The organism is Streptomyces sp. NPDC016640, assembly GCF_043076215.1.
In the GTDB taxonomy this organism is placed as follows: domain Bacteria; phylum Actinomycetota; class Actinomycetes; order Streptomycetales; family Streptomycetaceae; genus Streptomyces.
Genome location: NZ_JBIBRG010000004.1, coordinates 384717 through 406308 on the forward strand (window position 1 = coordinate 384717; position 21592 = coordinate 406308).

Sequence of the window (21592 nt, forward strand, 5' to 3'; positions counted from 1 at the left end):
CCCACGACCACCCCAGGCAGTGATGAACAGCAGTCTTCCCGCGGACCCACCCCTCATCCGCGAGCCCCTCCACGCGCCCGTCGCCCACCTGATACGCGGCGGAGTCGTGGAGGGCGTCCACTACGGCTCCGTCGTCGTCCTCGGCCCCGACGGCGAGGTCCGCTACCAGCTCGGCGACATCGAGGCCGCCTGCTACCCGCGTTCCGCGCTCAAGCCCGTCCAGGCGGTGGCGATGGTCCGGGCGGGGTTCCCGCTCGACGGCGAGCTGCTGTCGCTCGCCGCGGCCAGCCACTCCGGCGAGGAGCACCACCTCACCGGCGCCCGGCGGATCCTGGAACTCGCCGGACTGACGGAGGACCACCTGCGCAACGTCCCGGACCTGCCGCTCGACCCGGCCGTCCGGGACACCTGGGTGAGTGCGGGCCGCGGGCCCTCCCGGCTCGCCCAGAACTGCTCCGGCAAGCACGCCGCCATGCTGTACACGGCCCGGCTGAACGGCTGGTCCCTCGACGACTACCTCGACCCCGCCCACCCCCTCCAGCAGGCGGTCGCCGAGATCGTCGAGGACCTCACCGGGCAGCGCTTCGCGACGGTCACCGTCGACGGCTGCGGCGCGCCGTTGTTCGCGGTCTCCCTGCACGGCCTCGCCCGCGCCACCGCCCGGATCACCACCGCCGCACCCGGCACCCCGGAGGCCCGGGTGGCCGACGCGATGCGCGAGCACGCCGAAATGGCGTCCGGATCCCGCCGGGACGTGGCCGCGCTGATGCGGGCGGTCCCCGGACTGCTCGCCAAGGACGGGTTCGAGGGCGTCCAGGTCGCGGCCCTGCCCGACGGCCGCGCCGTCGCCGTGAAGATAGCCGACGGCGCCGGCCGGGCCCGGGTCCCGGTCACCGCGGCGGCACTCGCCCGCGCGGGCGTGGACACGTCCCTGCTCACCCGGTTCGCGGGAGAACCGCTGCTCGGGGGCGGGAGGCCGGTCGGCGCGATACGGCCGGTGCCCGCGCTGGACCCGCTCACCTCCCCGGCCGGCGACTGACCGCTGCGGATCCGGCGGCCATGCCGCACACGCGGGAAGGACCCCGGAACCGCGCGCTGCCCCGGCCGGTACCCGGCCGGGGCAGCGCGCGGACGCCGCACTCCGGCGCGGGGTCAGTCCCCGGGCAGGGTCGGCCGGACGCGCCGCAGGAACGCCGAGTTGTCGGGGGTCTCGCGCATCCGCGTCAGCAACGTCTCCAGATCGGTCTGCCCGTCCCGGGACCGCAGCACCCGCCGCAGCCCTCGTACGGCGGTCAACTCGGCACGCGTGAGCAGCAGTTCCTCACGGCGGGTGCCCGAGCCGGTGATGTCCACGGCCGGGAACAGCCGGCGGGCGGCCGCCTCGCGGCTGAGCCGGAGCTCCATGTTGCCGGTGCTCTTGAGCTCCTCGAAGTAGAAGTCGTCGGCGCGAGAGCCGGTCTCCACCAGGGCCGTGGCGAGGATCGTGAGCGAGCCGCCCTCCTCGGCCCGGCGGGCGGCGCCGAAGAACCGCTTGGGCCCGAGCAGCGCGGACGCGTCGACACCGCCGCTGAGCGTGCGGCCGCCGGAGGCGGCCGCGTTGTTGTGGGCCCGGCACAGCCGGGTCAGCGAGTCGAGCAGCACGACGACGTCCTCGCCCGCCTCGACCAGCCGCTTGGCCCGCTCGACGACCAGCTCGGCGAGCGCGATGTGTTCCTTGGCGGGCCGGTCGAAGGTCGAGGCGTACACCTCGCCGCGCACCGAGCGCCGCATGTCGGTGACCTCCTCGGGCCGTTCGTCGAGCAGGACGACCATCAGCCGGCACTCGGGATGGTTGCCGGCGACGGCGGCCGCGAGCTGCTGCAGGAGGACGGTCTTGCCGGCCTTGGGCGGGGCCACGAGCAGTCCGCGCTGCCCCTTGCCGACCGGGGAGAGCAGATCGACGACCCGTCCGGCCAGTGCGGACGCCGGGTGTTCCAGGCGCAGGCGCTCGTCGGGGTGAAGGGGCGTCAGGTCGTGGAAGTGCGGCCGGCCGCGCAGCGCGTCGGGGGTACGGCCGTTGACCCGGGCGATCCCGGTCAGGCCGCGCCGTTCGCCGCGGACGCCCTCCACCTGGTCGCCCCTGCGCAGGCCGTGGCGGCGGATCAACCCGGGGGAGACGGAGGAATCGGAAGGGGAGGGCAGGCAGTTCCCGGCGCGCAGGTGCCCCTTGCCGGCGGAGTCGATGTCGAGGACGCCGGAGGCGAACAGGGGCTGCTGCTGAACGGGAGGGTGGCCGAGTGCGGTGGTGGTCACGGGGATCGGTCCTTTCGCGGACGACGGGCGGGGACATGCGGTGGGGAGGGGGAAACCGCGCGGAGAGGGCGGATACGCGCCTCGGGCGGAGGGAACGGCACCCCCGGGCGGCGGAGAAGTCCTGCCGGCGAAGTGGTGCGGGAAAGCCGGTACACCGGTCGGAAACGACGGGCGGGTCGGCGAACCGAGGGGGTGACGCGAAACCGAGGAGAGCCTCGGAACGGAACTGGCACCGGCGCCCCAGCAAGGGCGTGCCACGAATGCCGCCTACAGCCTACCACCCGGCGCGGTGGTGTGTCCGGCGCGAAGTGAGCGGGCGCCGGGCATCCGCTTCGCCTAGGCTGAGCCGATGTTCAGCCCCGAAGGCCCCCGCCTGCGCGAACTGGCCGTCCAGGCACTGTCGTCCGTGGAACGCGGCTACGACCTGCTCGCGCCCGCATTCGACCACACGCCCTTCCGCACGTCCGACTCGGTGCTCGACGCCACCGCCTCGGCGCTGCGGGGGCACGGGACCTTCGGCTCCGGACTCGACCTGTGCTGCGGTACCGGCGCGGGTGTCGACGTGCTGGGGCAGGTGTGCGCGGACAGGGTCACCGGCGTGGACTTCAGCGCCGGGATGCTGGACGTCGCACGGGAGCGCACCCGGCCGCCGGAGCCGCCGGTCACCTGGGTACGGGCGGACGCCCGGGCGCTGCCGTTCGGGCAGGTCTTCGATCTCGTGGTCAGTTTCGGGGCCTTCGGACACTTCCTGCCGCACGAGCTGCCGGGACTGTTCGCACAGGTCCGTTCGGTGCTGCGACCGGGTGGACTCTTCGTCTTCCCCGTGGTGGCGCCGCCCCGGCCGGGCTCGTTCACCTACGGGATGCTGCTGGGCTTCGACGCCGTGATGCGGGTGCGCAACGCCGTCCGGCGTCCGCCGTTCGTCATGTACTACCGCGCCCTGCGCTTCGGCGACATCCTGCGCGAGCTCACGCGCGCCGGGTTCCCGGTGGAGCTGTGGGCGCTGCCCGAGTTCGGACGGCGACGGGACGGCAGTCCGAAGGTGCGGCTGGTCGTCGCGCGCCGCCCCGGGGCCTAGCCGTCCGGGTTTTCCGGCCCACCGGGACGGGGTGCCGGGTACTCCGGCTCACCCGGCTGGGGCGGGCCGTGCGGCCATGACGTGACATGCCGAGCCCCCTGTCGGTCCGGTGCGGTCCCGGGAGGGCGCGCACGGCGGCCGGGGCGCCGACGCGGTCCGACCGCCGTACGGAACGGTTCGCCGCCCGCGCCGGGCCGCCGGGCCCGTGTCACCAGGGAGGGCTCGTGCCCCGCTCGGTCACACCGCGGCCGGAACCGTGAACTCGTAGACCAGGGCGTCCTGTTGGGCGTCCATGACGAGTTCGGTGATCTCCAGCGGGCGAGCGTGCTGGTCGTGCACCCGACGGGTGACCCGGACGGACGGTGTCCCGGCTGTCCGCGTGATCGTGTCGCGGTGGTGCAGCGTCAGACCCGCCCGGCGCATCCAGTCGTACGCCCGCCGCAGCTCCGCGGCGCCGGTGCCGTCGGCGCGGTCACGGTAGCGGCCCAGCTCCTCGACCTCCGCCAGCGCCACCGCGGAAAACGATGTCACGGCCGTCCGCAGATCCCGTCCGTCGGCCGAAGCGGACCAGTAGCGGTGGACCAGCGTCGGCCGGGCGGGGGCCACCAGAAGGGCCTTGGCGTGCCCGGGTGGCGGTGTCTCCCAGGCGACGGTCGCCCTGGTCACCGCCTCGTGGCCGGCGTACCGGGCGCCGACCGGGAAGCCGGCGAAGGCGGGCGTCTCCACCGGCGGGCCGGGCAGCGAGGCGTGGCTGCCCCGCCGGTCGGTGGCGACCAGTCCGTCACGGCGCAGCATCTGGAGCGCCTGCCGTACGGTCTCCCGGCTGACCCCGAAGTGTTCGGCCAGCTGCCGTTCCCCCGGGAGGCGTTCGCCGGGCGGAACGGTCCCGTCGCGCAGTTCGCCGATGAGTTCCGCCGCGATCCGCCGGTAGAGGGGCTCCCCCGCGGCGAGCGGGGGGTCGTGCGGGGTGGTGCGGGCCATGCCGCGGCCTCCTGTGGGTGACGTTCCGTAGCCGTGCGGGCTCGTTGCGCCACCACATCTAGCATTGGTCTAAACCATGAGGGAAGAGCGGCCCGGCAGATCGGCCGGAACAGCACCGGGTCCGGCCCCCCTCTCATCCCGGTGACACCACGCCTGCGGGCGGCCGGCGCGGCACGCGCCGCCCCGCCGCCCTGACCGAAAGGCGACGGGCGACCGGCTCCACGGCACGTGACGGGCCGCACGGGCACCCCGCGGGCTCGCGGACGCGCGTACGGATCCGCGCCCGGACGGCCTCAGGCGTACGAGCGCATCCAGCGGACCTTGGCCGCCTCCTGGAACGGGCCGCCGCCCTCGTGGTCGTTGAAGTCGTACACCTCGATCGCCTTGTCGTCGTGGGCCCAGGCGTTGAACGCCCCGAAGACGGTCGAGGGCGGGCAGGTCTGGTCCTCCAGGGCCGCCGAGAACAGGGCGGGGGCCCGGCCGCGCGCGGCGAAGTGCACACCGTCGAAGTAGGACAGGGTGCGCAGCGCCTCCCCGGTGCGGCCGCGGTGCGTCTTGAGGTAGAGGCCGATCTCCCGGTAGGGGTGCCGGTCCGTGAGGGTCGCCGCGCGCGGGAAGTCGCACAGGAAGGGCACGTCCGGCGCGATGCCCGCCAGATCCGGGACCAGTCCGCCCACCGCGAGGGTGATGCCCCCGCCCTGGCTGGCCCCCACGGCCACCGTGCGGCTCGCGTCGGTCAGCGGATGCGAACGCGCCGCCTCCACCGCGCGCACGGCGTCCGTGAAGACCCGGCGGTAGTAGTAGTTCTCGGGTGCGTCGATGCCGCGCGTCATGAACCCGGGGTACGCCGGCCCGCCGCCCACCGGATCCCCGGTGCCGCCGCCGGCGCCCCAGGCGCTGCCCTGGCCCCGGGTGTCCATGACGAAGTGGGCACGTCCCGTGGACGCCCACAGCAGATGCTCGTGGGGCAGACCGCGGCCACCGCCGTAACCGATGAACTCCACCACCAGCGGCAGCGGGGCCTCGGCGCCGGCGGGCAGCGTCAGCCAGCCCTTCACCGGATGGCCGCCGAACCCGGCGAACGTCACGTCGAGGACCCGCACCGTGGACAGCCCCGTGTCGACCGGTTCGAAACGGGCGTCCAGCTCGTGCTCGCGCGCCTCCCGGAGCGTCTTGGACCAGAACGCGTCGAAGTCCTCGGGCGCCGTGGACGCGCTGCGGTACTCGCGTAGTTCGTCGAGGGGGAGGTCGAACAGGGCCATCGGGAACCGCCTTCGTGAGGAGACCGTGGGAAGCGATGACACCGTACGTGGATCATCGGATGAATCACCAGAGGTGATTCGGGAAACCCCAGGTGGAAGCATAGAAAGCGATTTCTGACGGTGTGTCGGCGGGCGTGTTCGACGGCCGCGGGCGGGGGCGGCCGTACGGGACGGCGACTCCGGCGGCTTCCTCTACGGCGCGGGGCGCGGGCGCAACGGCCACGGCCGGGTGCCCGGACGCATCGGTGCGGAACGAGTGTTCCGGCCCGCCGCCGGCGGGCCGGAGGCGGTCAGCCGAAGCGCTCGATGCGGATCCGGTCCACGGGCTGGCCGGCCGCCACCAGCAGCCTGGAGGCGTGTTCTGCGAAGGAGTTGGAGCCGCACACATAGGCCTCCCATCCACCGGGAGGCTGCTCGGCCATGAGTGGCGCCACATGGGCGGCCGCCATACGTCCGACCGCCACACCCTCCGGCGCAGTGCGCGTGAACACCGCCGTGGTCTCCTCGCCCAGCTCGCGCGCGTAGATCAGCTCCTCGGGGCCGCGCGCCGACACCAGCAGCCGCAGCGGCAGGGTCAGGCCCCGGGCCCGGTGGTGCCGCACCATCGACATCAGCGGGACCACACCGGAGCCGGCGCCCACCAGCAGCGCGGGCCGGTCGCCGGGCCAGGCGAAGAAGCCACTGAGCGGGCCACGCACCTCGACCCGGTCACCGGGGCGGGCCACCGTGTGGAACCAGCCCGACACCTCGCCGTCCTCCACATGGTCCAGGGTCAGTTCGATGTGCCCGGAGTCCTCGGGCGCCGACGCGATCGAGTAGTGGCGCTGGGCCACGTAACCGTCCTCGGCGGTCAGCCGCAGCATCAGATGCTGGCCGGGCACATGCCCCGGCCAGCCGGGCACCGCGAACCGGAACGTGGCCGCGCGCGGCGTCTCGGGACGGATTCCGGTCAGGGTGGCCGTCCGCCACACGGAGGCGGTCCGCTCGCTCACACCGATGCGCCCGGGTACGGCGAACCGGGTGGGCGGAGTGAAGGGCTCGGGCCCGGTCGGCGGCACCGGAGCCACCGGCGCCGTCCGCGTCGTCTGCTCAGTCACCGGAATACCGCTGCTCCTCCCAGGGGTTGCCGCGCGCGTGGTAGCCGTTGCCCTCCCAGAAGCCCGGCTCGTCGTGGTCGAGGAGCCGCAGACCCGCTATCCACTTGGCGCTCTTCCAGAAGTACAGATGGGGCACCAGCAGCCGCGCCGGACCGCCGTGCTCGGGCGGCAGCGGCCGGCCGTCGTACTCCCAGGCGATCCAGGCCCGGCCGCCGGTGACGTCGGCGAGCGGCAGGCTGGTGGTGTAACCGGTGTGTGCGTACGCCACCACATGTGTGGCCGACCCATGGGGCCGGACCACGTCCAGGAAGGCGTCCAGCGAGACACCGGCGAACCGCACGCCGAACTTCGACCAGCTCGTCACACAGTGGATGGCACCCTCGTACGCCGAGGCCGGCAGCGCGTGCGCCTGCTCCCAGTCCCAGGTGCGGGGCCGGTCCACCAGCCCGTCGATCCGGAAGGTCCAGTCGGCGGGCGCGAGGTCGGGGGTGACCTCGGCGGACAGCACGGGCCATTCGTCGCCCGCGTCGTACTGACCGGGCGGCAGACCGGGGTCGTCCACGCGGGGTCGGCCGGTGAAGCCTCGGGTGATGTTCACGTGATCGGCGATTCCGTTGCGAGTGGTGCTCAAGTGTTTCCGTGTTCAACCGTACGCGGTGCCCGTGACCGCTGCGCTCCAGGGCCGGGATCCTCCGGCGTGCGGCCGGGGCCGGAGCGGCGGCCCGGCAGCCGTCTCCCCGGCCGGAACGCACCGTACGACCGGGAGATCGTCGGGTAGTGTGGCCGTCCGGCCGGGAACGCCCCGGCCCGGGATGCCGAGGGGGGTGAGACCCATTACCGCTGTGTCAGGTCGGGTGCTCTCCTGCCGAAGCGACGCGGACCACCGGTAGCAGGTGACCGCGAGAGCGCCCTTCGGATCCCGAAAGGCCCAGGCTCTTGCCGCACATGCCGTCTCCGTCTTCCTCACCCCTTTCCGCCCCCACGTCCCGGGACGCCGTCGTGGCCGCGCTGCGCGCCGCGGGCTGTGTCTTCGCCGAGGACGAGGCCGAACTGATCCTCGCCGCCGGCGCACCCCACGAGGTCGCCTCGATGGTCGGGCGCAGGACGGCCGGCCTGCCCCTCGAACTCGTCGTCGGCTGGGCGCGGTTCGGCGGACTGCGCATCACCGTGGAACCCGGTGTCTTCGTACCCCGCCGCCGCACCGAGTTCCTCGTCGAGCAGGCTCTCGCGCAGGCGCCCTCGGCGGCCGTCGTCGTGGACCTGTGCTGCGGTTCGGGCGCCGTCGGCGCGGCCCTGGCGGCCGGACTCGGCGAGGCCGAACTGCATGCCGCCGACATCGACCCGGCCGCCGTGCGCTGCGCCCGCCGCAACGTCGCGTGCCGGGGCGGCCGGGTCCACACCGGCGACCTGTTCGAGGCGCTCCCCGGCGAGCTGCGGGGCCGTGTCGACATCCTCGCGGCCAATGTGCCGTACGTGCCCAGCGCCGAGATCGGCCTGCTGCCCCCGGAGGCCCGCGACCACGAGCCGCGTGTCGCGCTCGACGGCGGCGCCGACGGCCTCGACGTGCTGCGCCGGGTCGCCGCCGGGGCGCCCGGATGGCTGGCGCCCGGCGGCTGCCTCCTGGTGGAGGCCGGCCGCCGGCAGGCGTCCGCCGCCGTCGACGCCTTCACCGCCGCCGGGCTGCGGCCCCGCCTGGCCGTCTGCGAGGAGCGGTACGCCCACGTCGTGATCGGTGTCCGGCCGTAGGCCGAGGACGCCGGGCGTCAGGTTCCGGACGACGTCGCGCGGGCGATGAGCAGGGCCACGTCGTCCATGTTGTCGGGTTCGTGCAGGGTGCGCAGGAGCAGGTCGCAGACCTCCTCCAGGGACCCGCCGGGGTGATCCAGGAGGGCGAGCAGCCGGTCCAGGCGTTCGTCCAGCGGATGCCGGCGCGTCTCGACGAGACCGTCGGTGTAGAGCACCAGCCGGTCGCCCGGATCCAGCTCGACGGTGGTCGTGGAGAACGCGACCCCGCCCACGCCCAGCGGCACCCCGGTGGGCAGGTCGAGCAGTTCCGGGGGGTGCCCGGCACGCACCCGCACCGGCGGCAGGTGCCCGGCGTTGGCGATGGCGCACTGCCGTGCGCGGGGGTCGTGGACGACGTAGACGCAGGTGGCGATCGCCTGGTCCAGGCCGCCGGTGATCCGGTCCAGGTGCTCGAGGAGCACGGCCGGGTCGAGGCCGAGGGAGGCCAGGGTGTGGGTCGCCGTGCGCAGCCGGCCCATGGTCGCCGCCGCGGGGATGCCGCTGCCCATCACGTCGCCCACGACGAGTGCCGTCTTGCCGCCCTCCAGCGGGATCACGTCGAACCAGTCACCGCCCACCTCACTGGTGGCCCCCGCCGGCTGGTAACGGGAGGCGACCTCGAGCCCGCCCGTCACCGGCGGATGGCTCGGCAGCAGACTGCGCTGCAGGGTGAGGGCGGTGTCGCGGGCGTTCTGGTACCAGCGGGCGTTGTCGATCTGGACCGCCGCGCGGGAGGCCAGTTCCCGGGCGAGCAGCAGATCGTCCTCGTCGAACGGACGGGGGTTGCGCGTACGGACGAGGTCGAGGGCGCCGAGGACCTCCCCGCGCGCGATGAGCGGCACCGCCAGGTACGAGTGGACACCCGCCCGGGCCAGCAGCTCGGCCGCCTCCGGCGAGCGGGCGATCCGCGCCAGATCCTCGTCCTTGACCTGCGGCACCATCACGGGCGACCCGGTGCGCACGCACTCGGTGAGCAGCCGGTCCGCCGCGTACCGGGCCACCCGGCCCGGCGGATCGGCCGCCGACGGCACGTCGTCGGCGGCGTCCGTCCAGCGGACCGCGAGCGCCCGGATCACCGCCGGTTCGCCCGGGCCGAGGGTGCTGCGACGGCCCTGCACCACGGCCTCCAGCAGATCCACGGCCGCCGCGTCGGCCAGCTCGGGCACGGCCACGCCGGCCAGTTCGCCCGCCGTGCGCTCCAGGTCCAGAGCGGTGCCGATCCGGGCCGTGGCGTCGGCGATCACGGCCAGCCGGCGCCGGGCGGTCTCCGCCTCGGCACTCGCCCGGCGCTGCTCGGTGACGTCCACCACCGACACGGCCACGCCCAGCACCGTGCCGAGCGCGTTCTCCAGCCGGTAGAGCGAGACCGACCATGCGCGGTCCTCGTCCGGATCGGCCGGGGTGCGGCCGGTCAGGGGCCGGTCGACGGCGGGCCGGCCGGTGTCCAGGACCCGGCGCGCGGCGTCCTCGATCGCGTCGGCGTCCAGCAGGGGCAGCACCTCCCGGACGGTGCGGCCCAGATGGTCCTCGGCCGGGACGCCGTTGATCCGCTCCAGCGCCGGGTTGACGGAGACGTAGCGCAGATCCGCGTCGAGCACGGCCAGGCCGATGGGGGACTGGGCGACGATCCGGGCGGACAGGGCGACGTCCTGCTCCAGGCGGCGCACGGTCGACTGGTCCACCGCGAGCCCCAGGGCGTACACCTCCCCGCGGTCGTCCAGCAGCCGCATGTTGCGGAACTCCACCAGCCGGGTGCCGCCGTCCTTGCGGCGGATCGGGAAGGCACCGGCCCAGCTCCGGCCGGTGCGCATGACCTCGGAGAACAGCTCCACCACGAGGTCCAGGTGCTGTTCGTGCACCATGATCCGGGCGGCGTACCGGCCCAGGGCCTCCCGCGCGGTGTAGCCGAACAGCTCCTCGGCCTGGGGGCTCCACAGCACGATCCGTCCCTCGGCGTCCAGGACCACCGAGGCCACGCGCAGCACGTCGAGCAGCCCGCTGGGACTGACCGGCCCGCGCACCGGTCCGCCACCGTCGGCCGGGGGTGTCCCCGCTGCACTCATTCCACGCCCGCCTTCACCGATCCTCACGGCACGCCGTCACGCTGCCGGCGCCCCTTGTCGTACCGCGCCGGGTGCTGTTCCGCGCCGCTCCCGTCGTCCGGTTCCAGCTTCCCCCACCATGGTGGGGGGTGCCCGCGAAGTCGTCACCGCGGCGCCGCCGCGCGGGTCGCGCCCGCCGGCGCCCCGGTGCTTTGCCGAGTGGCGAACGGGGTAGACGGCGTGGCAACGAAAGGAGCGATCACCATGGGCAGCGAACGACCGCACCCGGAGTCCGTCTCGGTCGAGATCAGCGGATGCAGCAAGGACGACGCCCGGATCGTCTTCGACGCGCTGTGCGCGTGCTTCGCGTCCGACCGGTGCTCGGACGACGCACCCCAGGAGTTCTCCGACACCCGCCCGATGGTCTGGCTCGGCACCTTCGACGTCTCCGACCCGCGCGAGGGCGCCCGGCCGGAGGCCCGGCTGTCGTCGTCGGTCGACGCCGACGTGCACGGCGGCTACTGGGCGATCGACCGGTTCCGCACCACCCTCGACTCCCTGTTCACGGTGCACGACCTGAGCACGGTGCCGGGGGACCAGGAGGAGGAGCTGCACGTCCGTCTCGAAAGCCGGTGACGTTGCGCCGTCCGCGCATCACTGTGCCCTCCGTCACGCTTATGCAACTAGTTGCATAATGCGGTGCGCGTGCCTTACAACTACAGGCACGACACCGCGTGCACGGAGGGCCCGATGAGCCGTTACCCCCACTTGCTGACCCCGCTCGACCTGGGCTTCACCACCCTGCCCAACCGGGTCCTCATGGGCTCCATGCACGTCGGTCTGGAGGAGGCCGAGGGCGGTTTCACCCGCATGGCCGAGTTCTACGCCGCCCGCGCACGCGGGGGAGTCGGCCTCATCGTCACCGGCGGCATCGCCCCCAACGACGAGGGGCGGCCCCACGAGGGCGGCGCCAGGCTCACCACCGAGGCGGAGGCCGCGCAGCACCGGATCGTCACCGACGCCGTGCACCGCGAGGGCGGGCGCATCGCGATGCAGATCCTGCACTTCGGCCGGTACGCCTACCACCGGGACCTGGTCGCCCCCAGCCCGCTCAAGGCGCCGATCAGCCCCTTCCCGCCCCGAGAGCTCACCGACGACGAGGTCGAGCGCACCATCGACGACTACGCCCGCGCCGCCCGCCTGGCCCGCGGGGCCGGCTACGACGGCGTCGAGATCATGGGCTCCGAGGGCTACCTGGTCAACGAGTTCATCGCCACGCGGACCAACCACCGCACGGACCGCTGGGGCGGCTCCTACGACAACCGCATGCGCTTCCCGGTGGAGATCGTCCGCCGGGTGCGCGAGGCGGTCGGCGAGGACTTCATCGTCATCTACCGGCTCTCCATGCTGGACCTGGTTCCCGGCGGCTCCACCCTCGACGAGGTCGTCACGCTGGCCAAGGCGGTCGAGGCGGCCGGCGCGACCATCATCAACACCGGCATCGGCTGGCACGAGGCCCGCATCCCCACCATCGCCACCTCGGTTCCGCGCGGCGCGTACACCTGGGTGACCGGGCGGCTCATGGGCGAGGTGTCGGTCCCGCTGGTCACCACCAACCGCATCAACACCCCCGAACTCGCCGAACAGCTCCTCGCCGAGGGCCGCGCGGACATGGTGTCGATGGCCCGCCCGATGCTCGCCGACCCGGACTTCGTCGCCAAGGCCGCCGACGGCCGGCCGGAGGCGATCAACACCTGCATCGGCTGCAACCAGGCCTGCCTCGACCACACCTTCAGCGGGCAGATCACCTCCTGCCTGGTCAACCCGCGCGCCTGCCACGAGACCGAACTCGTGCTGTCCCCGACCCGGCGCCGCAAGCGCGTCGCGGTCGTCGGCGCCGGTCCGGCCGGCCTCGCCTGCGCGGTGAGCGCCGCGGAGCGAGGCCACGACGTCACCCTGTTCGAGGCGGCGGGCGAGATCGGCGGCCAGCTCAACGTCGCCCGCAAGGTCCCCGGCAAGCAGGAGTTCGACGAGACCCTGCGCTACTTCCGCACCCGGCTCGCCGAACTGGCCGTGGACGTGCGCCTGAACACGCGCGTCACCGCCGGTGACGTGGCCGGCCACGACGAGGTCGTCGTCGCCACCGGCGTCACCCCGCGCGTCCCCGACATCCCGGGCGTCGACCACAGAAGCGTCCTCGGCTACCTCGACGTGCTCCGCGACGGCGCCCCCGTCGGCGACCGGGTCGCCGTCCTCGGCGCGGGCGGCATCGGCTTCGACGTCGCCGAGTTCCTCACCGACGGCGGCGACAAGGCGCACGAGGACCCCGAGACGTACTTCCGTCACTGGGGCGTCGACCTCGACCACCGCACCCCCGGCGGCCTCGTCGCACCCGAGCGTCCCGCCCCGCCGCGCACCGTCCACCTGCTGCAGCGCAAGACCTCCAAGGTCGGCTCGGGTCTCGGCAGGACCACCGGCTGGATCCACCGCACCGAACTCAGGCACCGCGGCGTCACCATGGTCGCGGGCGTGCGCTACGACCTGATCGACGACGCCGGGCTCCACATCACTGTCGACGGCGAGAGCACCGTCCTGGAGGTCGACACGGTCGTCCTGTGCACCGGGCAGGAGCCGCGCCGCGACCTGTACGAGGCGCTGGTCGCCGCCGGCCGGGCCGTCCACCTGATCGGCGGTGCCGACGTGGCGGCCGAGCTGGACGCCAAGCGCGCCGTCAAGCAGGGCACGGAGCTGGCGGCGGCGCTGTAGGGGCGCCCCGGGGCGTCCCTAGGATGAGCCCATGTCACTCCCGCACGCGATCCTCACCGCCCTGCTCGAGAAGCCGTCGTCGGGGCTGGAGCTGACCCGCCGGTTCGACAAGTCGATCGCCTACTTCTGGTCCGCGACGCACCAGCAGATCTACCGCGAGCTGGGGAAGCTCGAGGCCGAGGGCCTGATCCGGGCCCTTCCCGCCGAGCAGCCGGCGCGGGGGCAGAAGAAGGCGTACGAGGTGCTGCCGGCGGGGCGGGAGGAACTGGCCCGCTGGACCGCCGCGTCCCAGGACCCCAAGCCGCTCCGGGACGTGATGCTGCTGCGGCTCAGGGCCGCCGCCGTGGTCGGCACCGACGGCCTGGAGGCCGATCTGCGCCGCCACCGGGAACTGCACGAGCGGCAGCTGGCGACGTACCGGGAGATCGAGCAGCGCGACTTCCCGCCCGGCAAGGACGGGCCGGAGGACCGGCTGCGGCATCTGGTGCTGCGGGCCGGCATCGATCTGGAGACCTTCTGGACCCGGTGGCTCGACCACGCCCTGTCGGAGTTCGCGCGCCTGCCGGACGCCGGGGAACCCGAGCGGCCCGGCGCGCTCGGGACATGACCCCCGCAGCGGGGTGGGGCGACGCCGGCCGCCCGGCCGGAGCGCATCGGACACGGGCGGCCGGCGCCGGGTCTAGAAGGGGCGGGGCCCGGTGCGCCGGCGCAGGTACCAGGCCGTGGCGACGAGTCCGGCGCCGACCAGACCGCCGCCCGCCACCAGCGTCACCGTGCCGTAGTCCGTCGAGCCGCCGCCGATGCCGCCCATCACCCCACGGGTCGGCGAGGCCGTGGGCGTGACCGACGGGCCGGGCGCCGGGGAGACGATGACGGACTGGGTGCCCGCGGTGCTGCCGTTCGAGCACACCACGATCACCGTGTACGTGCCCGGCCCGACGCCGGACCAGGCGGCGGACTGTCCCGCGCTCGTCCCCGACAGCGCCGCCTGACGGCCCTGGGAGAAGTTCGTCCGGCCGCTGCTCAGCAGCGAGGCGGTGCCCCAGTGACCGTTGATCCGGGTGCACGCACTGGTGGCGACCGAGACCGTCGAACCGGTCGTGTTGACGGAGATCCCGGGATCCGCGGCGGCCGGACCGGCCAGGGCGAGGCAGAACGTGGCGGCGGCCACGGTCGGACCGGAACGGAGCAGTGGCTCGGAGTTGCGCATGTCGACTGCCTTCCGGCGGCACGGCCGGCGGTACATCCCTTGCGCCGCCGAGGTCGGGGAGCGCCCGTGCTGCCACGAGGCCAGCCAAAGGGCAGCGGGCCGGGCGCGCACCCCGGCCGCATCCGGGCAGGTGACGCCCTCCTCCGGCGGCCCGGTCGGGCCGGGTCAGCGCCGCGCTCCCGTCGTCACCGTGCGCTCCGCCGACCACCCGCCCCAGGTTCCGTCCGGCAGCATCGCCCGGATCCGCACCCGGTGGGTGACCCCCGCCTCACGCCCCACGTAGAAGCGGTACGTCGCCCGGTCGCGCGGTGCGTCACCGCCGTAGACGAGCGAGGTGGCGACGCGGCCGTCCAGGCGCACCTCGTAGGTGGTGATCACCCCGTCCACGCGCGGTGGCACCCAGTCCAGGACGAGGTGGTGGGCGCCGTCGGACCGCTCGCTCCCGGCGCGGAAACCGGTGGGGGCGGTGGCCCGGCCGTCCGCGCCGCCCGTCGTGGCGAGGCGTACGGTGGCGCCGGGCGGTGAGAGGTTGTCGGCCGCGTCCCTGGCCCGGACGGTGAAGGCGTACCGGGTGCCCGGACGCAGCCCCGTGACCACGGCGGCCCGCTGGTTCCCGCCGACGCTGTGGATCTTCGTCCCGCCCTGGTACACGTCGTACGAGACCACGCCCCGGTCGTCCGTCGAGGCGGACCACGACAGCTGGGCCGCCCCGCTCCCCACCGCCCGGCCGCGCAGCTCGGCGGGACGGGTGGGCGCGGTGCCGTCGGCCGTGTCCGCTCCGGGGGTCGTCGCCCGGACCTCCCGGCTGCGCGGTCCGAGCCGTCCGTCCGCGTCCCGTGCCCGCACCGTGAACACATAGGTGGTCGCGGGACGAAGCCTGGGGACATCCACCATGTGCTTGGAACCGGGTACCTCCTTGACCTTCGTGGTGCCCCGGTACACCTCGTAGTGACTCACCTCGGTGGCGACCGTGTTCCACATGACATGCACGCTGGTGGCGCTGCCGGCCTCGGCCGTGACGCCGGTCGGCGCGCCGGGCGGCCGCTCGCCGCCCGTGTCGTCCGAGCCTCCCCAGCGGCAGGAGACGACCAGCAGGGAGATGCCGAGGAGCACGAGAAGACGACGCGGGAACACGGCTGGGGGAACGCCACGCACGACTCTGCCTCCCGGGGTGGGGCACGGGATCGATCCGGACAATGGTCCGTACCAATATGGCGTGACTGACGCGATCACATCAAGAGGGTGGACGTCGGGGTGCTGTGCGGCTTTACGTATGCTGAAGGATCGAACGGGTCGAACCGCCCCTCGTGATCGGGTGGTTGGCGCTCGTGGCGCGGACCGCTGTCGTCGCAGATCCCGCGCCGGCGCGGGCGGCCGGAGGTCCGGGCCGACACCGGCGCGGACCTCCGGCCCCTGTCGCGGCCGCTGGTGCGATCGTGCGCTGTCCGGCCCTGTCGGAACCTTCGCGCCATCAGGCCGGGGCGAAATGGGGCAAAGTGCGCCGGGTGCGCGTCAGTGTCCCCGACGAGAGGCCCCTTTCACGTGTCCCGTGTCCAGTCGCTCGCCCTGGCCGTGGCCGGCGTCGCCCTGCTGGCCCCCTCGGCGCTCCCCGTCCACGTACCCGGGCCCGAGCCCGGGCCGCGCGCCGCGCCGGTCGCGCGCCGCGCGCCCTCCGTCTCCGCCGCCGACCTGCTGGCCGAGGTGGGAGGCTGCACGCCCGTCTCCCGCGGCCGCTACCGCGAGGACCGCGGCTCCCGGGCCACCGTACCGGTGTGCGGCACCCGTGACGCCGTGTTCTGGAAGGCCGACATGGACATCGACTGCGACGGCCGCCCCGGTCGCCGCTGCAACGCCCGTACCGACCGGTACTTCTCCGCCTCCACGGCCTTCCCGCAGTCCGACGGCCGTCCGCTGAGTTCCGAGGAACTGCCCCATGTGGTCGTGCCCGTGCCCAGCGGCCTGTGGAACCACCGGTCCCACGGCGTGCGCGGCGGGTCGGCCGTCGCCGTGGTGTACCGCGACCGGGTGCGGTACGGGGTCGTCGGCGACACCGGCCCCGCCGACATCATCGGCGAGGCGTCCTACGCCATGGCCGAGGCGCTCGGCGTCGACCCGGACCCGCACGGCGGCGGCGCCTCCTCCGGCGTCACCTACATCGTGTTCAGGAACAGCCGGGTGACCCCCATCGAGGACCACCGGGCCGCCGTGACGGCCGGGGAGCGACTGGCCCGGGAGTTCGTGGACGCCGACGGCTGAACCGGCCGGCGGGGCTTCGCAGGGCCGGGGCCCGGCCCCGTGCGGAAGGGGCGGGGGCGACCGCGTCACCCCCGCCCCTCACGGCCTCGCCCCCTCACACCTTCCGGTACGCGTACGCCTCCACGGCCGCCGCCTCCACCGCGGCCAGGTCCGCCCCCGTGGACGCCGTGACCACCGCGGCCACCGCTCCCTCCACGAACGGGGCGTCCACCAGCCGGGTGCGCTCGGGCAGTTCGTCCCCCTCGGCCAGCAACGCCTTCACGGTGAGCACCGCGCTGCCCAGGTCGGCCAGCACGGCGACACCGCCCCCGCGGTCGACGGACGCGGCCGCCGCGGCGATCAGCCCGGCGCTCGTGCCGAAGCCGCCGCCCTCGGTGCCGCCCGCCGGAGCCACCGCAACCGTGTTCCCGGCCCCCGCCAGCTGCTTCGCCAGCTCCGCCACCGACGCGGCCACCGACGCGCTGTGCGAGACCAGCACGATCCCCACCGGCCCCTCGTCACTCATCGCCGGCCTCCGCTTCCGCCGAGGCGCCGACGAGCCCGGCGATCAGCAGCGCCGCCGACGTGGCCCCCGGATCCTGGTGACCGATGCTGCGCTCGCCCAGATAGCTGGCCCTGCCCTTGCGGGCCCGCAACGGCGTCGTCGCCACGGCGCCCTCCTCCGCGGCGGTGCGTGCCGCGGCGAAGGAGTCGCCGAGCGCGTCCACCGCCGGCACCAGCGCGTCGATCATCGTCTTGTCGCCCGGCGCGGCACCACCGAGCTGCATCACCGCCTCCACCCCGGCGCGCAGCGCCTCGGCCAGCTGACGGCCGTCGACCTCGGCGGCGTCCCCGAGCGCCTTGCCGGTGCGGCGCAGCAATGTCCCGTACAGCGGACCGGACGCACCGCCCACCGTCGAGATGAGCAGCCGCCCGGCCTGGACCAGCACCGCTCCCGGAGTGGCGGGCGGCTCCTTCTCCAGCGCGTCCCTCACCGCCCGGAAACCGCGCTGGAGATTGCTGCCGTGATCGGCGTCCCCGATCGGGGAGTCGAGGGCGGTGAGCCGTTCCGCCTCGCGGTCCACGGACGCGGCGGTGGCCGTCATCCAACGGCGGAAGAAGTCGGCGTCGAGCACGGGAACTCCTCGCGTGGTAGGTACTCCTGAACCATGGCCCCAGCGTCCCTCACATGCCCCAGCGCAGCCCCGGAGTGCGTACCGGCGCGTCCCACAGCCGCAGCAGCTCCTCGTCGATCCGGCACAGGGTGACCGAGGCGCCCGCCATGTCGAGGGACGTGACGTAGTTGCCGACGAGGACACGGGCCACCGGGACCCCCCGTTCGCCGAGCACGCGCTGCACCTCGGCGTTGAAGCCGTACAGCTCCAGCAGCGGGGTGGCGCCCATGCCGTTGACCAGGACCAGGACGGGGTCGCGTGGAGCGAGGTCCTCCAGGATCGCCCCGACGGCCACCTCGGCGATCTCGCCGGACGTCATCATCGGCCGGCGCTCCCGGCCGGGTTCTCCGTGGATGCCGATGCCCAGCTCCAGCTCGCCGGGCGGCAGGTCGAAGGTGGGGGAGCCCTTGGCCGGCGTGGTGCAGGCGCCCAACGCGACCCCGAAACTCCGGGAGTTCGCGTTCACCTGGCGGGCGATGGCCTCCACCCGCTCCAGCGGCAGGCCCTCCTCGGCGGCAGCGCCCGCGATCTTCTCGACGAACAGCGTCGCGCCGGTGCCGCGCCGGCCGGCCGTGTACAGGCTGTCGGTCACCGCCACGTCGTCGTCGACCAGCACCTTCGCGACCTGGATGCCCTCGTCCTCGGCCAGTTCGGCGGCCATGTCGAAGTTGAGCACGTCACCGGTGTAGTTCTTCACGACGAACAGCACCCCGGCCCCGCTGTCCACGGCCGCCGCCGCCCGCACCATCTGGTCGGGCACGGGAGAGGTGAACACCTCGCCGGGACAGGCAGCCGACAGCATCCCCGGCCCCACGAACCCGCCGTGCAACGGCTCGTGCCCGGACCCCCCGCCGGACACCAGGGCCACCTTCCCGGCCACCGGGGCGTCCTTGCGGGCGATCACCCGGTTCTCCACGTCCACCGTCAGCTCGGGATGGGCCGCGGCCATTCCGCGCAACGCGTCCGCGACCACGGTCTCCGGAACATTGATCAGCATCTTCACGGGTACCTCCTGGGAAGGTGGGCGGGTGGATCATCGACCTGCGTTTTCTGCTGTTCGGAGTAGGCAGGAACGGTTCTCGGTCCTGGCGGTCCGCAGCTGCCGGAGGCGGGCCGCGGCGGTACTGACGCCGACTTCACGCCGACTTCACGCCGGGTTCGATGACGGTGCGTCAGGCCTGCTGGGTCGTTGGATGCGTGCCGGCTGAAGTCCTCCTGCCGGAAGTATCGGCCTTGCGGCAGCGAAGGTCACGCGCGCGGGTGCCTGGGCGTGCCGGGAGACGGGGTGGTCCGCCGCCCGCGCGGTCGGCTCGTCCGCCCGGGCCCGGCGGCACCGTCGGCTTCGTCGGCGCCCCCCACGACGTCGCCGTCGGCGGCGAGGAGCCGTCCTGCTCCCACGCCGGCCCGCGCGGCGGCCCCGCACCCGCGCGCCGCTGCCTGCCCGACCTGATCGGCCGCGTCCTGAGCGGCCGGATCGACCCGGGCGAGGTCTTCGGCCTCACCCTGCCCCCGGAGCAGGTCGCCGAGGGCTACCGGGCCATGGACGAGCGCCGCGCCGTCAAGACCCTGCTCAAGCCCTGACCGCGCACCCACGGCTCACTCCGGGCACGGCGCCGCTCTCGCGTTCCCGTGGGAACGGCCCGGCCGGCTGGTCCACCGGCGCCGGGCAGAGCGGCACCGTCCGGCCCGCAGCGCGCCCGCCGGCCCCGGATCCCTTCGGTGGCGGCGAACCCGGCGGCGTCCGCCGGGCCGGCGGGGCCCGTCTTCCCGCTTCCGGCCCGCACCGGGCCCCGGGGTCCGGCGCGGGGCGGCGCGACGGCCGCGCGGCGGGCCGCGCGATGGCCAACTCCCTGATGGGCGGCCGGTCGAGGGCGGGAGAGTCGGTAGGCTGTGGCCGCTGCGGCACGCCACCGTCCACCGTGCGGACGCGGTGGGTCCGGTTTGCGGCGGTTGGGTCGTCACGACGCTCGAGGGAGCAGAAGACAAGTGCTGATAGCGGGCCGGTACCGGCTGGACGCGTCGATCGGGCGTGGCGCGATGGGAGAGGTCTGGCAGGCGTACGACGAGACGCTGGGCCGGGCCGTGGCCGTGAAGCTCCTGCTGGCCCAGGAGGCGGACCCCACCGCGGCCCACCGCTTCCGGCTCGAGGCGCAGACCGCCGGCCGGCTCAACCACCCGCACGTCGTCGGCGTCCTCGACTTCGGTGAGTACGGGGACCGGCTCTTCCTGGTGATGGAACTGGTCGCGGGCCACAGCCTCGCCCGGGTCCTGGCCGACGCCGGGACGCTGCCCGCCGAGCGCGTGGCCCGCATGGCCGCCCAGGCAGCGGCCGGACTCGCCGCCGCCCACCAGCAGGGCATCGTGCACCGGGACATCAAGCCCGCGAACCTGCTCCTCGACTCCGACGGCACCCTCAAGATCGGTGACTTCGGCATCGCCCGCTTCCTCGACGATCCGGCCGCCGCGCTCACCGCCACCGGGCAGATCGTCGGCACCAGCCTCTACCTCGCCCCCGAACGCGCCCTCGGCAGGCCCGCGGGCCCGGCGTCCGACGTCTACTCCCTGGGCTGCGTGCTCTACCAACTCCTCACCGGACTCCCGCCGTTCCAGGCCGACACCGCCCTCGCCATCCTCCACCAGCATCTGGACGCCGTGCCCGTCGCGCCGCGCGAGATGGGCGTCCCGCTCCCGCCCGCGTTCGAGAACTACCTGCTCGGCCTGCTCGCCAAGGAGCCCGAGGACCGGCCCACCGCCGAGCAGACGGCCGACTGGTTCGCCACCGGCGCCTGGCAGGGGCGCGCCGAGCCGCTGCCCCCCGCCTCACCGGCGGCCTGGCAGCAGCCCGCGGCCCCGGCCGGTGGGACCGGACCGGCCACCACCTACATGCTGCCGTCCGCGTCCACGTCCGTCTCCCCGGCCGCGCCCGGCCGCTCGCACCGCGGCGACGGACGCCGGGCGGGCGCCCGGCGACCTGTCTCACGCCGGCCCGCACTGGTGGGGGGCGTCGCCGGAGTGCTGCTCTTCGTGGGCGCCGTACTCGTCGGCATGGCGTGGTTCGGCCAGAACTCCGGCACGCCGGAGACCTCCCGGGACAGCCCCGGACGTACCACCGGTTCGGAACCGGGATCGGCTCCGTCGGCCGGGCCGGACTCCGCTCCGGCCCCCGTCGACGCGGCCGTGACCCACTCTCCCTCCGTCCTGCCGGCCGAACAGAGCCGGCAGACGCAGCCCCGGACGGAGACGGAGACGCAGACCGCGGCGGAGACGGTGGCGGAGGCGGCGAAAGCGACCGAGCAGGCGGAGTCCCCCGAGGAGGGGAAGAGGGGCGGGAAGGAGCGCGGGGACGAGGAGGACGAGGACGACTGACGCCGGTCAGCGGGACCCGGATGGGGGAGTGACGGTGAGCGCGCCGGCGGCGTCCAGGGCGATGTCCGCGTCGCTCACCCGGTCGAGCGTCTCGCGCAGCCACGCGCGCTCGTCCTCCGCGGCGGCCTCGAGCCGCATCCGCCGTGCCCGCAGGGGGACCATGCGCAGCCCCGCCGGGCGTCCGGTGTCCGTGCCGGCCGACACCAGGCGCCGCGTCCGGGCATCACGTCACCGCACAGGAACAGCGTCACCGTCCCGGCCGCACCCCACGTCCCGTCCGGGTCCGGCGTCGCCGTGACGGGC

General features: G+C 74.3%; 20 protein-coding genes and 1 pseudogene. 9 read left to right on the top strand and 12 right to left on the bottom strand.

Going from position 1 to position 21592, the window contains the following annotated elements; all coding sequences use genetic code 11:
- The first annotated feature begins 22 nt into the window (after nt 1-22).
- Nucleotides 23-1039 (top strand): asparaginase, encoded by a 1017-nt coding sequence (locus ACF07S_RS11520; RefSeq protein WP_391974075.1) that lies wholly within the window; start codon nt 23-25, stop codon nt 1037-1039.
- A gap of 113 nt (nt 1040-1152) precedes the next feature.
- On the opposite strand, the gene rho is transcribed toward ACF07S_RS11520, so the two are convergent.
- On the bottom strand, nt 1153-2292 hold the full coding sequence (rho, locus tag ACF07S_RS11525; protein WP_391974076.1) for a transcription termination factor Rho: 1140 nt from the start codon (nt 2290-2292) through the stop codon (nt 1153-1155).
- A gap of 349 nt (nt 2293-2641) precedes the next feature.
- On the opposite strand from rho, the gene ACF07S_RS11530 reads away from it, so the two are divergent.
- The gene (locus ACF07S_RS11530; RefSeq protein WP_391974077.1) at nt 2642-3370 is read left to right on the top strand and encodes a class I SAM-dependent methyltransferase; all 729 of its coding nucleotides are present in this window, start codon (nt 2642-2644) and stop codon (nt 3368-3370) included.
- A gap of 237 nt (nt 3371-3607) precedes the next feature.
- Here ACF07S_RS11530 and ACF07S_RS11535 read toward each other — a convergent pair whose 3' ends face one another.
- The 4 genes from ACF07S_RS11535 to ACF07S_RS11550 all read right to left on the bottom strand — a co-directional run bounded on the left by ACF07S_RS11535 (nt 3608) and on the right by ACF07S_RS11550 (nt 7308).
- Complete coding sequence (locus ACF07S_RS11535; RefSeq protein WP_391964053.1) at nt 3608-4351, bottom strand: GntR family transcriptional regulator; 744 nt, start codon at nt 4349-4351, stop codon at nt 3608-3610.
- Between the two features lie 293 nt (nt 4352-4644).
- Entirely contained in the window at nt 4645-5613 is a 969-nt protein-coding gene (locus ACF07S_RS11540) for an acetylxylan esterase (RefSeq protein WP_391964052.1), read from the bottom strand.
- 290 nt (nt 5614-5903) lie between these two features.
- Nucleotides 5904-6671, bottom strand: a complete 768-nt coding sequence (locus ACF07S_RS11545; protein WP_391964331.1) for a ferredoxin reductase — start codon at nt 6669-6671, stop codon at nt 5904-5906.
- A gap of 31 nt (nt 6672-6702) precedes the next feature.
- Nucleotides 6703-7308, bottom strand: a complete 606-nt coding sequence (locus tag ACF07S_RS11550) for a sulfite oxidase-like oxidoreductase (protein ID WP_391974078.1) — start codon at nt 7306-7308, stop codon at nt 6703-6705.
- A gap of 347 nt (nt 7309-7655) precedes the next feature.
- On the opposite strand from ACF07S_RS11550, the gene ACF07S_RS11555 reads away from it, so the two are divergent.
- On the top strand, nt 7656-8456 hold the full coding sequence (locus tag ACF07S_RS11555; RefSeq protein WP_391964050.1) for a putative protein N(5)-glutamine methyltransferase: 801 nt from the start codon (nt 7656-7658) through the stop codon (nt 8454-8456).
- Between the two features lie 17 nt (nt 8457-8473).
- Here ACF07S_RS11555 and ACF07S_RS11560 read toward each other — a convergent pair whose 3' ends face one another.
- Nucleotides 8474-10558 carry a SpoIIE family protein phosphatase gene (locus ACF07S_RS11560; protein ID WP_391964049.1) on the bottom strand — a complete coding sequence of 695 codons (2085 nt, stop codon included), beginning with the start codon at nt 10556-10558 and terminating at the stop codon, nt 8474-8476.
- Between the two features lie 243 nt (nt 10559-10801).
- On the opposite strand from ACF07S_RS11560, the gene ACF07S_RS11565 reads away from it, so the two are divergent.
- The 3 genes from ACF07S_RS11565 (at nt 10802) to ACF07S_RS11575 (ending at nt 13910) form a co-directional block, all read left to right on the top strand.
- On the top strand, nt 10802-11173 hold the full coding sequence (locus ACF07S_RS11565; protein ID WP_391974079.1) for a hypothetical protein: 372 nt from the start codon (nt 10802-10804) through the stop codon (nt 11171-11173).
- A 114-nt stretch (nt 11174-11287) separates the two neighbouring features.
- A complete protein-coding gene (locus ACF07S_RS11570) occupies nt 11288-13303 on the top strand; it encodes an FAD-dependent oxidoreductase (RefSeq protein ID WP_391974080.1) in 2016 nt (671 codons plus the stop codon).
- A gap of 31 nt (nt 13304-13334) precedes the next feature.
- Nucleotides 13335-13910, top strand: coding sequence for a PadR family transcriptional regulator (locus tag ACF07S_RS11575; protein WP_391964046.1), 576 nt, complete (start codon nt 13335-13337; stop codon nt 13908-13910).
- A 72-nt stretch (nt 13911-13982) separates the two neighbouring features.
- Here ACF07S_RS11575 and ACF07S_RS11580 read toward each other — a convergent pair whose 3' ends face one another.
- Both ACF07S_RS11580 and ACF07S_RS11585 read right to left on the bottom strand, forming a co-directional pair.
- On the bottom strand, nt 13983-14513 hold the full coding sequence (locus ACF07S_RS11580; protein ID WP_391964045.1) for a hypothetical protein: 531 nt from the start codon (nt 14511-14513) through the stop codon (nt 13983-13985).
- 165 nt (nt 14514-14678) lie between these two features.
- A complete protein-coding gene (locus tag ACF07S_RS11585; protein ID WP_391964044.1) occupies nt 14679-15668 on the bottom strand; it encodes a fibronectin type III domain-containing protein in 990 nt (329 codons plus the stop codon).
- Nucleotides 15669-16055: 387 nt separating this feature from the next.
- Between ACF07S_RS11585 and ACF07S_RS11590 the strand changes: the two genes are divergently transcribed.
- Nucleotides 16056-16769 (top strand): glycoside hydrolase family 75 protein, encoded by a 714-nt coding sequence (locus tag ACF07S_RS11590; protein ID WP_391964043.1) that lies wholly within the window; start codon nt 16056-16058, stop codon nt 16767-16769.
- A gap of 94 nt (nt 16770-16863) precedes the next feature.
- Here ACF07S_RS11590 and ACF07S_RS11595 read toward each other — a convergent pair whose 3' ends face one another.
- The 3 genes from ACF07S_RS11595 to dhaK are packed head-to-tail and all read right to left on the bottom strand — an operon-like array spanning nt 16864 to nt 18926.
- Nucleotides 16864-17274, bottom strand: a complete 411-nt coding sequence (locus ACF07S_RS11595) for a PTS-dependent dihydroxyacetone kinase phosphotransferase subunit DhaM (RefSeq protein ID WP_391964042.1) — start codon at nt 17272-17274, stop codon at nt 16864-16866.
- Entirely contained in the window at nt 17267-17884 is a 618-nt protein-coding gene (gene dhaL, locus ACF07S_RS11600; protein ID WP_391964041.1) for a dihydroxyacetone kinase subunit DhaL, read from the bottom strand. Before dhaL ends, ACF07S_RS11595 begins: the two co-directional genes overlap by 8 nt.
- A 49-nt stretch (nt 17885-17933) precedes the next feature.
- Nucleotides 17934-18926, bottom strand: coding sequence for a dihydroxyacetone kinase subunit DhaK (gene dhaK / locus ACF07S_RS11605; RefSeq protein WP_391964040.1), 993 nt, complete (start codon nt 18924-18926; stop codon nt 17934-17936).
- 317 nt (nt 18927-19243) lie between these two features.
- On the opposite strand from dhaK, the pseudogene ACF07S_RS11610 reads away from it, so the two are divergent.
- Nucleotides 19244-19504, top strand: a pseudogene (locus tag ACF07S_RS11610) (IMP dehydrogenase); the annotation flags it as partial.
- A 405-nt stretch (nt 19505-19909) separates the two neighbouring features.
- Nucleotides 19910-21289, top strand: a complete 1380-nt coding sequence (locus tag ACF07S_RS11615) for a serine/threonine-protein kinase (protein ID WP_391964039.1) — start codon at nt 19910-19912, stop codon at nt 21287-21289.
- Between the two features lie 6 nt (nt 21290-21295).
- On the opposite strand, the gene ACF07S_RS11620 is transcribed toward ACF07S_RS11615, so the two are convergent.
- Complete coding sequence (locus ACF07S_RS11620; protein WP_391964038.1) at nt 21296-21493, bottom strand: hypothetical protein; 198 nt, start codon at nt 21491-21493, stop codon at nt 21296-21298.
- Nucleotides 21494-21592: the final 99 nt, after the last annotated feature.

What these genes read in the sequence shown, in the direction of transcription:
- ACF07S_RS11520 (WP_391974075.1), top strand. Translation starts at nt 23, where the DNA reads ATGAACAGCAGTCTTCCCGCGGACCCACCCCTCATCCGCGAGCCCCTC.
- ACF07S_RS11530 (WP_391974077.1), top strand. Translation starts at nt 2,642, where the DNA reads ATGTTCAGCCCCGAAGGCCCCCGCCTGCGCGAACTGGCCGTCCAGGCA.
- ACF07S_RS11535 (WP_391964053.1), bottom strand. Translation starts at nt 4,351, where the DNA reads ATGGCCCGCACCACCCCGCACGACCCCCCGCTCGCCGCGGGGGAGCCC.
- ACF07S_RS11540 (WP_391964052.1), bottom strand. Translation starts at nt 5,613, where the DNA reads ATGGCCCTGTTCGACCTCCCCCTCGACGAACTACGCGAGTACCGCAGC.
- ACF07S_RS11555 (WP_391964050.1), top strand. Translation starts at nt 7,656, where the DNA reads ATGCCGTCTCCGTCTTCCTCACCCCTTTCCGCCCCCACGTCCCGGGAC.
- ACF07S_RS11560 (WP_391964049.1), bottom strand. Translation starts at nt 10,558, where the DNA reads ATGAGTGCAGCGGGGACACCCCCGGCCGACGGTGGCGGACCGGTGCGC.
- ACF07S_RS11565 (WP_391974079.1), top strand. Translation starts at nt 10,802, where the DNA reads ATGGGCAGCGAACGACCGCACCCGGAGTCCGTCTCGGTCGAGATCAGC.
- ACF07S_RS11570 (WP_391974080.1), top strand. Translation starts at nt 11,288, where the DNA reads ATGAGCCGTTACCCCCACTTGCTGACCCCGCTCGACCTGGGCTTCACC.
- ACF07S_RS11575 (WP_391964046.1), top strand. Translation starts at nt 13,335, where the DNA reads ATGTCACTCCCGCACGCGATCCTCACCGCCCTGCTCGAGAAGCCGTCG.
- ACF07S_RS11580 (WP_391964045.1), bottom strand. Translation starts at nt 14,513, where the DNA reads ATGCGCAACTCCGAGCCACTGCTCCGTTCCGGTCCGACCGTGGCCGCC.
- ACF07S_RS11595 (WP_391964042.1), bottom strand. Translation starts at nt 17,274, where the DNA reads ATGAGTGACGAGGGGCCGGTGGGGATCGTGCTGGTCTCGCACAGCGCG.